The 12,456-nt window shown below is 70.8% G+C and carries 16 protein-coding genes and 1 riboswitch; of the genes, 10 read left to right on the top strand and 6 right to left on the bottom strand.

All coding sequences use genetic code 11. The features are described 5' to 3' along the window. Nucleotides 1-88 precede the first annotated feature (88 nt). Nucleotides 89-589, bottom strand: coding sequence for a nuclear transport factor 2 family protein (locus P3X83_RS10260; protein ID WP_277304694.1), 501 nt, complete (start codon nucleotides 587-589; stop codon nucleotides 89-91). Between the two features lie 142 nt (nucleotides 590-731). On the opposite strand from P3X83_RS10260, the gene P3X83_RS10265 reads away from it, so the two are divergent. Further along, nucleotides 732-863 (top strand): hypothetical protein, encoded by a 132-nt coding sequence (locus P3X83_RS10265; protein ID WP_277304695.1) that lies wholly within the window; start codon nucleotides 732-734, stop codon nucleotides 861-863. A gap of 229 nt (nucleotides 864-1,092) precedes the next feature. On the opposite strand, the gene P3X83_RS10270 is transcribed toward P3X83_RS10265, so the two are convergent. Next, nucleotides 1,093-1,746: a GPP34 family phosphoprotein gene (locus tag P3X83_RS10270; protein ID WP_277304696.1), complete on the bottom strand. Its 654-nt coding sequence runs from the start codon at nucleotides 1,744-1,746 to the stop codon at nucleotides 1,093-1,095. Nucleotides 1,747-1,830: 84 nt separating this feature from the next. Between P3X83_RS10270 and P3X83_RS10275 the strand changes: the two genes are divergently transcribed. The 4 genes from P3X83_RS10275 (at nucleotide 1,831) to P3X83_RS10290 (ending at nucleotide 5,422) form a co-directional block, all read left to right on the top strand. Further along, nucleotides 1,831-2,445 (top strand): transcriptional regulator, encoded by a 615-nt coding sequence (locus P3X83_RS10275; protein WP_277304697.1) that lies wholly within the window; start codon nucleotides 1,831-1,833, stop codon nucleotides 2,443-2,445. 26 nt (nucleotides 2,446-2,471) lie between these two features. Continuing rightward, entirely contained in the window at nucleotides 2,472-3,350 is an 879-nt protein-coding gene (locus P3X83_RS10280) for a DNA-formamidopyrimidine glycosylase family protein (RefSeq protein ID WP_277304698.1), read from the top strand. Nucleotides 3,351-3,367: 17 nt separating this feature from the next. Further along, on the top strand, nucleotides 3,368-3,691 hold the full coding sequence (locus tag P3X83_RS10285; protein ID WP_277304699.1) for a rhodanese-like domain-containing protein: 324 nt from the start codon (nucleotides 3,368-3,370) through the stop codon (nucleotides 3,689-3,691). Between the two features lie 170 nt (nucleotides 3,692-3,861). After that, nucleotides 3,862-3,974: riboswitch (TPP riboswitch) on the top strand. Next, nucleotides 3,965-5,422, top strand: a complete 1,458-nt coding sequence (locus P3X83_RS10290; RefSeq protein WP_277304700.1) for a cytosine permease — start codon at nucleotides 3,965-3,967, stop codon at nucleotides 5,420-5,422. It overlaps the preceding riboswitch by 10 nt. A 54-nt stretch (nucleotides 5,423-5,476) precedes the next feature. Here the strand turns inward: P3X83_RS10290 and P3X83_RS10295 are convergent, their stop codons facing one another. Next, nucleotides 5,477-6,037, bottom strand: a complete 561-nt coding sequence (locus tag P3X83_RS10295) for a methylated-DNA--[protein]-cysteine S-methyltransferase (protein ID WP_277304701.1) — start codon at nucleotides 6,035-6,037, stop codon at nucleotides 5,477-5,479. Between the two features lie 185 nt (nucleotides 6,038-6,222). Here P3X83_RS10295 and P3X83_RS10300 point away from each other — a divergent pair, with 185 nt between their 5' ends. Both P3X83_RS10300 and P3X83_RS10305 read left to right on the top strand, forming a co-directional pair. Next, nucleotides 6,223-8,118, top strand: coding sequence for a PAS domain-containing sensor histidine kinase (locus P3X83_RS10300; protein WP_277304702.1), 1,896 nt, complete (start codon nucleotides 6,223-6,225; stop codon nucleotides 8,116-8,118). 136 nt (nucleotides 8,119-8,254) lie between these two features. Next, on the top strand, nucleotides 8,255-8,698 hold the full coding sequence (locus tag P3X83_RS10305; protein WP_277304703.1) for an ATP-binding protein: 444 nt from the start codon (nucleotides 8,255-8,257) through the stop codon (nucleotides 8,696-8,698). A gap of 91 nt (nucleotides 8,699-8,789) precedes the next feature. On the opposite strand, the gene yidC is transcribed toward P3X83_RS10305, so the two are convergent. Both yidC and P3X83_RS10315 read right to left on the bottom strand, forming a co-directional pair. Continuing rightward, nucleotides 8,790-9,476: a membrane protein insertase YidC gene (gene yidC, locus P3X83_RS10310; RefSeq protein ID WP_277304704.1), complete on the bottom strand. Its 687-nt coding sequence runs from the start codon at nucleotides 9,474-9,476 to the stop codon at nucleotides 8,790-8,792. A 7-nt stretch (nucleotides 9,477-9,483) separates the two neighbouring features. Next, nucleotides 9,484-9,651 (bottom strand): hypothetical protein, encoded by a 168-nt coding sequence (locus P3X83_RS10315; protein ID WP_277304705.1) that lies wholly within the window; start codon nucleotides 9,649-9,651, stop codon nucleotides 9,484-9,486. Between the two features lie 102 nt (nucleotides 9,652-9,753). Here P3X83_RS10315 and P3X83_RS10320 point away from each other — a divergent pair, with 102 nt between their 5' ends. Continuing rightward, a complete protein-coding gene (locus P3X83_RS10320) occupies nucleotides 9,754-10,461 on the top strand; it encodes a response regulator transcription factor (protein WP_277304706.1) in 708 nt (235 codons plus the stop codon). Between the two features lie 163 nt (nucleotides 10,462-10,624). On the opposite strand, the gene P3X83_RS10325 is transcribed toward P3X83_RS10320, so the two are convergent. Beyond that, the gene (locus P3X83_RS10325; RefSeq protein WP_277304707.1) at nucleotides 10,625-11,074 is read right to left on the bottom strand and encodes a hypothetical protein; all 450 of its coding nucleotides are present in this window, start codon (nucleotides 11,072-11,074) and stop codon (nucleotides 10,625-10,627) included. Nucleotides 11,075-11,367: 293 nt separating this feature from the next. Between P3X83_RS10325 and P3X83_RS10330 the strand changes: the two genes are divergently transcribed. After that, on the top strand, nucleotides 11,368-11,712 hold the full coding sequence (locus P3X83_RS10330; protein ID WP_277304708.1) for an STAS domain-containing protein: 345 nt from the start codon (nucleotides 11,368-11,370) through the stop codon (nucleotides 11,710-11,712). Nucleotides 11,713-11,741: 29 nt separating this feature from the next. After that, entirely contained in the window at nucleotides 11,742-12,452 is a 711-nt protein-coding gene (locus P3X83_RS10335) for a glycosyltransferase (RefSeq protein ID WP_277304709.1), read from the top strand. Nucleotides 12,453-12,456 lie beyond the last annotated feature (4 nt).

The following is a 12,456-nucleotide window of genomic DNA, read 5'->3' on the forward strand; positions in this document are numbered from 1 at the left end:
CGGCCCAGGAAACCACACTCGGTCGACGGCCACCGGATGGTGATCGCTTACTGTACGTCCCGGCCGGCCCTTGAACCCGCTGTCCGGGTCACCTGCCGGCGTCGCCTGGCCGACAGGCGTCGGTGATGGCCTGAGGGTTCCAATAGAACGGGCGGCATTCGAGCATGCGGCCGTCCTTGACGGTGATGTGCTGCAGGATCAGCGTCTCGACCTCGCGGCCGGTGGCGCGGGCGCGAAAGCGCACTCGGTTTCGCACGAGCACGGTGTCCTGGTCGCCCCAGTGCTCCTGTCCCAAGAACTCCATCGACTCCCAGACCTCACTGAAGCGGGCCAGGAATCGCTCCATGCCGTCATGGCCGTGCCATGTTCCGGTGCCGGTGAAGGGCAGTCCGGGAGCCTGATACAAGATCACCTCTGGATCCAGATAGGCGGCGACGTCGTCATAGTTCGCCGTGCCGAAACCGCCGGCGGCCACATATGCGACCTCGGCCGCGTAGAACCCCTCCATTACCGTCCAAGCGTCCGGCGGCGTCCGCTCATCTGCTCGCGGTTCGCCCACCTGCCGCTTCACTGAATCCGTTGTGCTCATCGCACCATCATCTCCCTGCTGGGCAGGTCTTCACCGGCGGCGATCAGACCTCGAACCGAGCAGCCCAGGCCCGCGCCGGCCCCGGACCCGTTGGTGGTCAGGTGGTCTTGAGGCCGTCGAGCATGACGGTGGTCAGCGGGGCGTGACCGACCTGCTGATCAGTCGGGCAGGCGACGGACGAACCCAGGCCCGCACCCTGGCCTACTTCGCCGACCGCGCCTTCAGCACCGCCCCGCGCCCCACATCGAGCGACGCCAGGGTCAGCCCCCTCTGAGAATCCCCCAACGGGACCACGCCACCCACGCCGCCGGTGCGCACCTCGGCACGCGGCAATGAGGGACGGCTCTGCCCGCCGCGCCGGTGGTGGGTGCCGCACCACGCGTCGGTGGTGCCCTTCTCGGCATTGCCGTCGCCGGCGGCTCGGGCGGGCTCGTTCTCACCTCACGTGCCGATGGGTATACCTCTGCTCGCCGTCCCTTGGGGCCCGGGAGGGACCGCTGGGGTCAGCTTGCGCTGGCGGCGGTGGCGGCTGCGGCGGCGGCTACGCCTGCCGCTACGGCGGCGTTGATGCTGGCGATGGTGCGGGCCACGGCGGTGCCTGCCCAGTCGCCCTCGGCGATTTCCTTGACGCGCTTCTTGTCGGCCTCGGGGAAGACCTTCCGGTCGAGTTTGCAGGCGCGCAGGATGGCGATCAGTACGGCGGTGCGTTCGTCGGGGTCGGCGCCGGTGAGGGTGCTCCAGAGGCGGTCGCGGATCTCGGTCTCCATGCCGGGGTCGCGCTCGGGGTAGCGGGTGGCCGGGAAGAGACCGAGGATCTTGATCTTCTCCTCGGTGAGCGCCCCGCGCTCGGCCAGGCGGCCCAGCAGGCGCTTGCGCCGGTCGTGGGGGCGCAGCCGGTTGATCCACCACTCGGGCTTCTGCGGACGGTCCCGCGCGGCGATCAGGGCCAGCGCGTCGTCGAGTTCGGGGTCGCCGGTCGGCGCCGGGTCGGCGGCCGTGATCTTCTTGTCGCCCAGGTCGAGACGTCCGGAGAGGGCCAGTTCGGCGAGCAGGGCGCCGCCCACCCCCGCGTCGAGCTCGGTGGAGGAGACCAGGGGTTTGCCGTCGGCTTCGCGGTAGGCCAGCAGGAGGAGCTCTTCGGCGATGGTGACGAACATGCCTCGACACTACTTCGCGGGTACGGGGCCGCGACGGCGGGAACCGGCGGGGCCTGGGGGACGATCTTCTGGGAGGCTGCGGACATGCGCCTGTCGGAGGAACTGCACGCCATCGGACGTCCGCTGCTCGCCGAGCAGCTCGCCCATCCCACCGTCGCCGGGATCGCCAGGGGTGATCTGCCGGAGCGGGTGTTCCGGTCCTGGCTGGAGCAGGACTACCTGTTCCTGCTCGACTATGTGCGCGTGTTCAGCAGGCTGGCCTGGCAGGCCCCCGACGCCCACCTCGGCGACCTCGTAGATCTGGCCCACGCCACCTGGCATGAGGAGCTGAATCTGCACCGGTCGCTGTCGGCGGGGTTCGGCGCGGACCTCAACGGGGCGCGGAAGGGGCCGACGTGTGCGGCCTACACCGAGTTCCTGCTGGATTCGGCGGGTGACTACGGGGTGGGGCTGGCTGCGCTTTATCCGTGCATGTGGGGATATTCCACGCTTGGCGCGATGCTCGCCGAGGCGCCGCCGTCCGAGCCGCGCTACCGCGCGTGGGTGGACACCTACGCCGATCCGGGGTTCGCGGCGCTGGCCGGGCGGATCGGCGAGATGATCGACGAGGCCGCGCCCGACCCGGAGCGGGCGAAGGCGGCCTTCCGTCGTGGCATGGCCCATGAGCTGGCCTTCTGGGACGTTCCCGACATCTCCTGAGGCGGTCGCTGACGTAGTGTGGTGGCATGCCAGAGCTGCCCGAGGTGGAGTCGCTCGCGGAGTTCCTTCGCGAGCACGCGGTGGGCCGCGCGATCGCCGGTGTCGACGTGGTGGCCTTCCAGGCGTTGAAGACCTTCGACCCGCCGCCGACCGCGCTCGGCGGGCTGACCGTGACCAAGGTGGCCAGGCACGGCAAGTTCCTCGACCTCGACTGCGACGGCGTGCACCTGATCTTCCACCTGGCCAGGGGCGGCTGGCTGCGCTGGCGGGAAGACCTCACGGGGGCCAGGCCGGTGCGGCCGGGCAAGGGGCCGCTGGCCGTCCGAGTGCGGTTCGCGCCCGATGACGACGGCGCCGCGCCCGGCTTCGAGCTGACCGAGGCGGGCACCCAGAAACGGCTGGCCGTCTATGTGACCGACGATCCGGCCACCGTTCCGGGCATCGCGGCGCTCGGGCCCGATCCACTCTCGCCCGGCTTCACGGCGGAGACGCTGAAGGCGATCGTCGGCGGCAACCGCACGCAGATCAAGGGGCTGCTACGCGACCAGAAGGTGATCGCGGGGATAGGCAACGCCTATTCCGACGAGGTCCTGCACGTGGCGCGGATGTCGCCCTTCAAGATCGCCTCCTCGCTGACCGACGCGCAGATCGCCGACCTGTACGAGGCGATCGTCACCACGCTGCGCGACGCGGTGGAGCGTTCGCGCGGGCTGGCAGCCAAGGACCTGAAGTCGGAGAAGAAGTCGGGGCTCCGGGTGCACGGCCGGACCGGGCAGAAATGCGAGGTCTGCGGTGACACCGTGCGCGAAGTCTCCTTCGCCGACTCCTCCTTGCAGTACTGCCCCACGTGCCAGACGGGCGGCAAGCCGCTCGCCGACAGAAGGATGTCCAAGCTCCTCAAGTGAGCTGGGAGAATCGGGGAATGAACGTTCCCGAGATCGAGGCGCGGGCGGTGCCCGGCGACGCCTATCTGCTCGACGTCCGCGAGAACGACGAGTGGCGGGCCGGGCACGCTCCCACCGCCACCCACATCCCGCTCGGCGAACTGCAGGCCCGGGTCGCGGAGGTGCCCGACGACGCCACGGTCTACGTCGTCTGCCGGGTCGGCGGGCGCTCCGCGCAGGCCACCGCGTGGCTCAACCACATCGGCAGGCAGGCGGTCAACGTCGGCGGGGGCATGCAGTCCTGGGCCGCCGCGGGCCTCACCATGACCAGCGAGAGCGGGCAGCCTCCCTACGTCGCCTGACGGCGTGCGCACCGACCCCGCCCGGGGCCGTGGACGACGGCCGGGTGGTGCGTCCGCGCGGCCTCGAAACGGTCGCCAGGGGGTCGGGGACCGATCACCCGTCATCCGGACTACCCATGACCACCCATGGCCACCCGAAATCGGATGGTGCATGATGGGGGACGCAATCGCAAGATCCTCGCGGGAGCTCGGGGCGAACCGGGCTGAGAGGGCGACCGAAGCCGTCGCCGACCGCTGAACCTGTCCGGGTAATGCCGGCGTAGGGAGCGTGTGATGGCGTCCGACGTCATTGATCCGCACACCGGACCGTCCACCGGTCCTTCCTCCGACCCTCACGACGACCCTCACGACGACCCTCACCACGAGCACGGAGAGGCCCCCCTCACTCTCGACCAACCTCCGCCCAGAACCCTCGGCATGCTCGACCAGGGGGCGTTCTGGGCCAACCTCGGCGTCAGCCTGCTCGGATTCTCCGGCGCGCTCGCGCTGGTCGCCCCCACCGGCCCCGCGACCTCGCTGACGTTCGTGGCGGCCATCGTCGCGACCGTGGTGGGCAGCCTGATCGGGACCGCCATGGTCGGGCTGGCCGCCGTGCCGGGGGCGCGGACCGGCCGTCCGGCCATGGTGCTGCTGCGCGGCCTGTTCGGCGCACGGCTGTCGTATGTGCCTTCGCTGCTCAACACCGTCCAGATGGTCGGCTGGGGGGCGTTCGAGCTGTGGGTGATCGCGCACGGCGCGCAGGCCATCTTCGGGACGGCGGTGCCGTACTGGGTCTGGGTGCTGGTCGCGGGCGTGATCACGGTGGCGCTGACCATCTGGCCGCTCGGCTCGATCCGGCTGCTGCGCCGTTTCGTCACCGCCGGGGTGGTGGTGGCCATGGTCTGGCTGTCGATCGCGCTGATCCTGCGCGGGCCGTCGCTGACCGGCGGTTCGTGGTCGGCGTTCGCGCCCGCCGTGGACTACGTGATCGCGCTCTCGGTGTCGTGGGTGCCGATGGCGGCCGACTTCGCGCGGCACTCCCGTTCGGCGCGGGCGGCGTTCGGCGGCGTCTTCATCGGCTACTCGATCGCCCAGGTGGCCTGCCTGGCGCTGGGCGTGGTGGCGCTGTCGCTCGTGCAGAACGATCCCGACCGGGTGTGGAGCGCGTTCGTGTCCGCGCCGCTGGGCGCGCTGTTCTTCGGCATCCTGGTGCTGCGCGAGACGGACCAGTCGTTCGCCAACACCTACTCGACCACCATGTCGTTGCAGAACCTGATGCCCCGGGTGGATCGCAGGGTCATCTCGGTGGCGATCGGCGCGCTGATCGCGGGCGTGGCACTGGTCGCGGACGTGACCGCCTACACGGCCTTCCTGGCGCTGATCGGGGCGGTGTTCGTGCCGATGTTCGCGGTGCTCGCGGTGGACTACTTCCTGCTCGGCGGGGGCGCGCGGTGGGACACCGGGCGCGACGCGCCGTCCCGCTGGCTAATGATCGTGCCGTGGGTGCTGGGGTTCGGCGTGTGGTGGCTGCTGGCGGCGCTCCCGGAGGTGGAGTGGTGGAAGTCACTGTGGCTGGGGATCCGGGAGGCCATCGGGTTCGCGCCGCTGCCGTGGATGAGCGCGGCGCTGGGGGCGTTCCTGGTGTCGGCGCTGGTCACCCTGGCGATCGCACCGCTGGACCGGCGGCTGCGGGCCCGCAGGGAAGGCCGGGACGCGAGCCACGCGCTCCAGGACGCGGACCGCTCCGAATAGCCGACCTAGGCGAAAACCCGGCCCAAGCGAAAACCCCGCCTGGGCGAAACCGTCCTAGGCGGCTTGGGCGCCTTCCAGGCGCAGCAGGTTCTGTTTGGCGGCGGTCCCGCCCGCGTAGGGGCCGGGGCCGTCGTCCTCCACCGCCCGGTGGCAGGGGACGATCACGCACACCGGGTTGGCCGTCAGCGCGTTGCCCACCGCGCGCAGCGCGCGCGGCCGGCCGATGCGTTCGGCGACCGCCTGGTAGGTGGTGGTCGTGCCGTATGGGACGGCGCTCACCATGGACAGCACCGTGCGGGCGAAGGCCGTGGCGAGCTGCATGTCCACCGACGTGGTGAAGGTGCGCAGCCGTCCGGCGAAGTAGGCGTCGAGTTCGCGCCGGACCGGGTCGAGACGGCGCGGGTCGGGGCCGATGAACGTGCCCACCGCGCGGGAGACCCGCTCGAAGACGGCGTGCTCGTCCTCGTAGCTGCACGCGACCACGCCCCGGGCCGTGACGGCGAGCACGAGCGTGCCGACCGGGCTCGCGGTGGTGCCGAAGGCGACGTCGGGGGGGCCGTGACCACGGTAACCGGGCGAGGTGACGCGCAGCAGGGCGTCGAGGTCGCCGGACACTGGCCCTCACCCTCTCGCATACAAGCCGCCATACAAGTCGCACAGACAGCGCTGAGCGCAGCGTATCGGACGGATCGGCACATCGGTTCTGGCGACACCCCACTCAGGCCGGATAACGACGCTGTGACACGTTGGACCGGACGAAAAGGCCAAGATCGGGCCACGGAAACGGGCACTATGGGATTGTGGGTGACGAGAAGGTCGAGAGTGACGACAGCATCGCGTGGGCGGTGCTGGACAGCTCTCCCAATGCCATCGTCGCCCTCGACCGCGACCAGACCGTGCTGTTCTGGAACGCCGCCGCGGAGCGGCTCTTCGGCTGGTCGGCGGAGGAGATGCTCGGCCGTCGCCCGCCGATCGTGCCGCACGAGCTGACCGCCGAGCACAACGCGGTGCTGGAGCGCGTCCGCACCGGCGACGAGGTCTCGCTGCGCACCAAGCGGTTCCGGCGCGACGGCGGGCTGATCGGCGTGCGGGCCGACATCAGCGCGCTGCGTTACTCCTCGGCCGCAATGCTCGGCTACGTCTGCGTCTACCACCTGGTCCAGGACGACGAGGACGCCCGGCATCGGGGCGCGCAGCGGGAGCGCCTGGTGCGGCGGCTCACCAACGTGGTCGGCGACATCAACTCCGAGCTGGAGCTGCCCGCCGTGCTCGACCGCATCGCGGCCAGCCTGACCGAGCTGACCGGCGCCGACGCCGGGGGCTTCGTGCTGATCGAGGGCGAGCGGCTGCGCCTGGTAAGCCGGCACCGGCTGCCCGCCTCGCTCCGCGACGCCACCGCCGACCTGCGCACCAGCCTGGTCGGCAAACTGCTCCGCACCGGCAAGACCGTGCTGCTGGAGACCCAGGAACAAGAGATCGGCAAGCTGATCTGGGCGGAGCTGCCCGGCCTGCACTCCATCGCGCTGGGCATCGCGGCGGTGGGCGGCCGGCCCTATGGGGCGCTCTACGCGCTGTTCTCCCGCCGCAAGCCAGGTCATGTGGAGCTGGAACTGCTCGAACTGCTGGCCGGTCACGCCGGGATCGCCGTCGGCAACGCGATGGCCTACCAGGACGTCCTGCGCCAGCGCGCCCATGAACGGGCCGTGTTCGACGCCAGCGCCGACGGCATCGCGGTGCTCGACCGGAACGGCGTGGTCATCCAGTGGAACCCGGCGGCGGGCGAGCTGACCGGCCACCACGCGGGCGTGGTGCTGGGCGGGCCGCCGCCGTTTCCGTTGCCCGCGCCCGGCGAGAAGGCCACGTTCCAGCTTCCGAGCGGTGTGTGGCTCGACGTGGTGAGCGCCGAGATCCCCGAGACCGGCGAGATCGTGGTCGACTTCCGCGACGTGACCCGCGCCAAGGAGCTGGAGGAGGCCAAGGACCTCTTCCTGGCGATCACCAGCCACGAGCTGCGCACCCCGATCACGGTGGTGCGCGGGTTCGCGGGCACGCTCGACGCCCGCTGGGACATGATGACCGACGCCGAGCGGCGCGCGGCCGTCCACACGATCGCCGAGCGGGCCCGCTCGCTCGGCCGGCTCATGGACCACCTGCTGCTCGGCGCGCGCACCGGGGCCGAGGAGCTGGCCGTCCGGGCGGAGCGGTTCGACCTGGGCGAGCTGGTGCATCGTGCCACGCTGGGCATGCCCGCGCTGTCGGCCGGTCACAAGGTCGAGGTGGTGCTGCCGGACGAGCTGCCGAAGGTGGTGGGCGATCCGCTGGCCACCGACATCATGCTCGGCCAGCTCCTCGACAACGCCTTCAAGTACTCCCCGGACGGCGGGCTGGTCAGGGTCGAGGCGTGGCCGGAGGCCGGACCCGACCTCGACGGCTACGGCGGTGTGGTCGTCGTGGTGGACGACGAGGGTGTCGGCATCGCCGCCGCCGACCGCGAACGGATCTTCGAACGGTTCGTCCAGCTCGACAGCGGCGACCGCCGCAGGTTCGGCGGCGTGGGCCTCGGGCTCTATATCGTGCGCAACCTGGCCAGGGCCCAGGGCGGCGACGTGAGCGCGCATCCGAGGCCCGGCGGCGGCACGCGGATGCGCCTGTTCCTGCCGCGTGCCACTACCAGCACCGATATACGGGAGGGGTAACGAACCGGTCAGCGAACGCTCGGTCTATCCTCCAATGTGCACAAGCTGTAATCGCCAGTCGGTTTCCATGGCGGTCTAACGGGGCATTTCGGTCGTACTGAGGATGGTCCCCGGGGGACCGACGGGAATGGGGGAGGTGAGTTCGTCGAGCGCCGTGCTGCTGCCGTACGCGCTGTCCAGCGTCGCCGTCGCTCGTCAGCGCATCCACTCCGACCTGCAGGAATGGGGGGTCTTCCGCACCGCCATCGACGACACCGTGCTGGTGGTCAGCGAGTTGCTCAGCAACGCGCTGAGGCACGCGCATCCGCTGCCGTCAGGGCAGGTGGGTGTGGCCTGGCACCGGATGGACGGCCACGTCGAAGTCGCGGTGAGTGACGGAGGGGCGACGACCGAACCGCGTGCCGCGGTTCCCGCGCTGTCCTCCCTCGGGGGTCGGGGCCTGGGCATCGTGGAGTTCCTCGCGGAACGCTGGGGAGTGAGACACGAGGGTGAGATCACCACCGTCTGGGCGGTGGTCGCGTGCCCACATCCGGTCAACGGCCATCGGGCCGATGAGGACATCCCGGTCCTGCACGAGTGACGTAGCTTCTCCGGCGGCCCGCGTGAGGCGGGCCGCCGTGAGGTGTCGTGTGTCGCGAGTCGCTGTGTGTCGTGAGCCGCCGTGCGCCGGGTCAGGCGGTGGCGGGCTTGGGGAAGAGCAGGGCCCGCTCGGCCGCCGACCACGCCGTGGTGGCGAGCAGGTAGAGGGCCGCCGCGAGCGGCAGGAACAGCGCCGCGAGCACCGCGCCGAACGGCATCAGCGGCATGATCTTCCGCAGCAGCGGAGGCTGGTCGGTCACCGCTTCCGCCGCGCGGGCGGCGCGGCGCGAGGAGACCCAGGCCACCCCGGCGATCATCGCGATCACCGCGGCGAACACCAGGACCGGCACCCCGAACGGCCCGTAGGCGCCGACCACCGACGCCACCTGGGCGCCCAGCGGCGCCCCGAACAGCGTGTGCGTGCTCGGCTGGGACGCCACCTGGAACAGCAGCATGAAGAACGGCATCTGGGCGAACGAGGGCAGCACGCCGGAGAACGGCGAGCCGCCCTCCTTGGCGTAGAGGGCCCGGACCTCCCTGGCCATCTTCTCCGGATTGTGCCGGTGGCGCTTGCGCAGCTTGCCCACCTGCGGCGCGAGGCGCTGCCTGATCCGCTCGCCCCGGGCCGCGCGCAGCGTGAGCGGCAGCAGCAGCACCCGGACGGCGAGCGTGAACAGCACGATCGCCAGTGCCGTGGCGTTGGCCCCGGCGACCGGCGAGACGATGTCGGCGAGCCCGGCGAGCAGGCTCCCGGTGAACCCGATCAGACCGTCGAACACGGCCGGGTCACTTGGAGGCCTTGCCGAGGATCATCACGACGCCGACCACGACGACCGCGATGACTCCGATGACGAGGACCAGTTTGAGCAGGCCCACCAGCATCGGAAGGACAAGACCGAACACGACGTAGAGGGCGAGCAGTACGCCCAGGACACCTAGCACGATTCGAGCCATGCGAACCACCGTACGCGCCGGCCGTCCGGGCCGCGCGACCCGTCTCCTGCGGGATTGGTAACGATCAGGTGCCGATCCCCGGCGGACCCGTACGGTGGAGGCATGAACGCCGCAGTGGCCCGCATCCTCGTCGCGGAGGACGATCCGACGGTCGCCGAGGTGGTGGCCAGATACCTGGAACGCGACGGCCACTCGGTCGACTGCGTGGGCGACGGCGCCGAGGCGCTGCGCCGGGCGTTGTCCGATCCGCCTGATCTGATGGTGCTCGATCTGATGCTGCCCGAGTTGGACGGCCTGACCGTGTGCCGCAGGCTGCGCGAGCGCCGTTCGGTCCCGGTCATCATGCTGACCGCGCTCGGCGCGGAGATGGACCGCGTGGCCGGGCTGGAGATCGGCGCCGACGACTACGTCACCAAGCCCTTCAGCCCGCGCGAGCTGGCCCTGCGGGTGCAGTCGGTGCTGCGCCGGGTGCGCGGGGCCACCGCGCCGGCCGTCACGGGGGTGCTGTCCGACGGCGACCTGCGGGTCGATGTCGGGGCGCACGAGGTGGCCCTCGCGGGGCGGCCGATCACGCTCACCGCCCGCGAGTTCGACCTGCTGGCCCATCTGATGCGCCATCCCCGGCAGGCGTTCAGCCGTTCGGCGCTGCTCGACCAGGTGTGGGGGTGGTCGTTCGGCGACTCCTCCACGGTGACCGTCCACGTGCGGCGGCTGCGCGAGAAGATCGAGGCCGACCCGACCGCCCCGCGCCGCATCGTCACGGTCTGGGGAGTGGGTTACCGGTACGAGCCGATGGGCGGCCGGGGGTGAATTCGAGGCTTCCGTTATCCACAGGCACCCTGTGGATAACCCTGTGGGCTGCGGCGCGCCATTGGCCCGATCACGCGGAGATGAGCGTTAGAAACTAGGGGTAATGGGACATTTAGCGCCAATTCCCTAGGCGTTTGTTATCCACAAGTAATCTGTGGATAACTCAGGCGGGCGCACCTATCGACAGCATGTCACCGGGGTCGGGACCGTCGCCGGAATCGCGCCGCGGATGCTCGCCGGGATCGGCCTGCTGAGCGGCCTGCGGGCGGTCGATGGGCTGGGCGCGGCGGTCCCACCACGGCGAGTCGAGGGTCTCGGCCACCGCGCGGAAGGTCGGGCACGGCCAGCGCCACATGCAACTGCGGCACCGCATGATGGGATTGGCGGCGTCGCTGGTGATGCCCCCGGCGTCGCGCGGCCGGTGCAGGTCGAGCAGCCGGAGCCCCAGTTCGGCGAAGCAGAGCATCTCCTCGCGCGCGACCTCCAGGAAGTCGAGATCGTGCGCGGAGAGCTGGGTGCGGACGGGCACCACACCCTCGCGGTTGACCAGCGGGCGGAGTGGGATCGTGCGCTCACGCCACGGCGTGGCCTTCTCGGTGCGCTCAAGGATCACCCGAAGGAGTTCCTTGAGCCGCAGACACTGTGGATCCTCTGGTTCGCTTCTCATCACTGATCGAGGGCCGAAAAACCGCCCGACGCCCGCCCTTCGGTTGAGTGCGGCACGGCAGGATGGGAAGGCCCCTGGCATCCCCGCTGCCGGCCAAGGCAATATCGCACAGAGTCAATCTTCGCGCACCGAGAGTTTCCGTGGGGCGGGAATCGGGGACAAAGGCCGGACGACTCCCCGAGGGGCCGGATCGGCGAGAGAACGTGACCCGGAGCCGTCGCGGCGTTAGTGTGCCCGCTGTGGAGCTAAAGGTCTCGACTCGATCACATGCCGGTCACGCCGTGATGGCCGTCGCCGGTGAAATCGACCTCTATACCGCGCCCCGCCTGCAGGCCGAGTTCACGCGGCTGCTGGAGGGCGGGCCTTCGCGGGTGGTCATCGACATGTCCGGTGTCGACTTCTGCGACTCGACGGGCATGAACGTGCTGCTGTCCGCGCTGAAGCGGCTCAAGGAGAACGGCGGGGCGCTGGAGGTCGCCTCCCCGCGCCCGGCGGTCCGCAAGATTCTCCAGGTCACCGGCCTCGACTCGGTCTTCACAGTGCACGAGTCCGTGCCCAGGGAGATGCTGATCTCCGAGTCCTGAGCCACGGGGCGCGGCTAGCATCGGTCACCATGGAGACAGCGGTGATCATCCCGGCGAAGGACGAGGCCGAGCGGATCGGTGCCACCGTCACGGCGGCCCGCGCGCTGCCCGGCGTCGATCTCGTCGTCGTCGTGGACGACGGCTCGGCCGACACCACCGGGCGCGTGGCCAGGGCGGCCGGGGCCAGGGTGGTCCGCCACAGCCGCAACCGCGGCAAGGCCGCCGCCATGGAGACCGGCGCCGAGGCGGTCCGGCTGCTCGACCCCGAAGAGGGGCCGGGCAGGCACCTGCTGTTCCTCGACGCCGACCTGGGCGAGACGGCCGGGGCCGCCGCGCCGCTGGTCGAACCGGTACTGGCCGGCGAAGCCGACATGACCATCGCCGTGTTCACCACCCGGGTCAAGTTGGGCGGGCACGGCTTCGTCGTCAACCTCTCCCGCGAGGGCATCAAGAAGGCCACCGGCTGGACCCCCGCCCAGCCGCTGAACGGCCAGCGCTGCCTGACCAGAACCGCCTTCGAGGCGGCCCGCCCGCTCGCCCACGGCTTCGGCGTCGAGACGGGTCTCACCATCGACCTGCTCCGCCGGGGATTCCGGGTCCGCGAGGTAGAGGTGGAGATGTCCCACCGCGCCACCGGCGGCGACTGGCACGCCCAGCTCCACCGCGCCCGCCAGTTCCGCGACGTCGCGCGGGCCCTGCTGGCCCGCCGCGCGCTGCCCACTCCCACGACCTCTCGCTGATCTC

Source organism: Spongiactinospora sp. TRM90649, from assembly GCF_029382225.1.
GTDB lineage: Bacteria > Actinomycetota > Actinomycetes > Streptosporangiales > Streptosporangiaceae > Spongiactinospora.

What these genes read in the sequence shown, in the direction of transcription:
- P3X83_RS10290 (WP_277304700.1), top strand. Translation starts at nt 3,965, where the DNA reads ATGGCGTCCGACGTCATTGATCCGCACACCGGACCGTCCACCGGTCCT.
- P3X83_RS10285 (WP_277304699.1), top strand. Translation starts at nt 3,368, where the DNA reads ATGAACGTTCCCGAGATCGAGGCGCGGGCGGTGCCCGGCGACGCCTAT.
- P3X83_RS10275 (WP_277304697.1), top strand. Translation starts at nt 1,831, where the DNA reads ATGCGCCTGTCGGAGGAACTGCACGCCATCGGACGTCCGCTGCTCGCC.
- P3X83_RS10335 (WP_277304709.1), top strand. Translation starts at nt 11,742, where the DNA reads ATGGAGACAGCGGTGATCATCCCGGCGAAGGACGAGGCCGAGCGGATC.
- P3X83_RS10315 (WP_277304705.1), bottom strand. Translation starts at nt 9,651, where the DNA reads ATGGCTCGAATCGTGCTAGGTGTCCTGGGCGTACTGCTCGCCCTCTAC.
- P3X83_RS10280 (WP_277304698.1), top strand. Translation starts at nt 2,472, where the DNA reads ATGCCAGAGCTGCCCGAGGTGGAGTCGCTCGCGGAGTTCCTTCGCGAG.
- P3X83_RS10270 (WP_277304696.1), bottom strand. Translation starts at nt 1,746, where the DNA reads ATGTTCGTCACCATCGCCGAAGAGCTCCTCCTGCTGGCCTACCGCGAA.
- P3X83_RS10320 (WP_277304706.1), top strand. Translation starts at nt 9,754, where the DNA reads ATGAACGCCGCAGTGGCCCGCATCCTCGTCGCGGAGGACGATCCGACG.
- P3X83_RS10260 (WP_277304694.1), bottom strand. Translation starts at nt 589, where the DNA reads ATGAGCACAACGGATTCAGTGAAGCGGCAGGTGGGCGAACCGCGAGCA.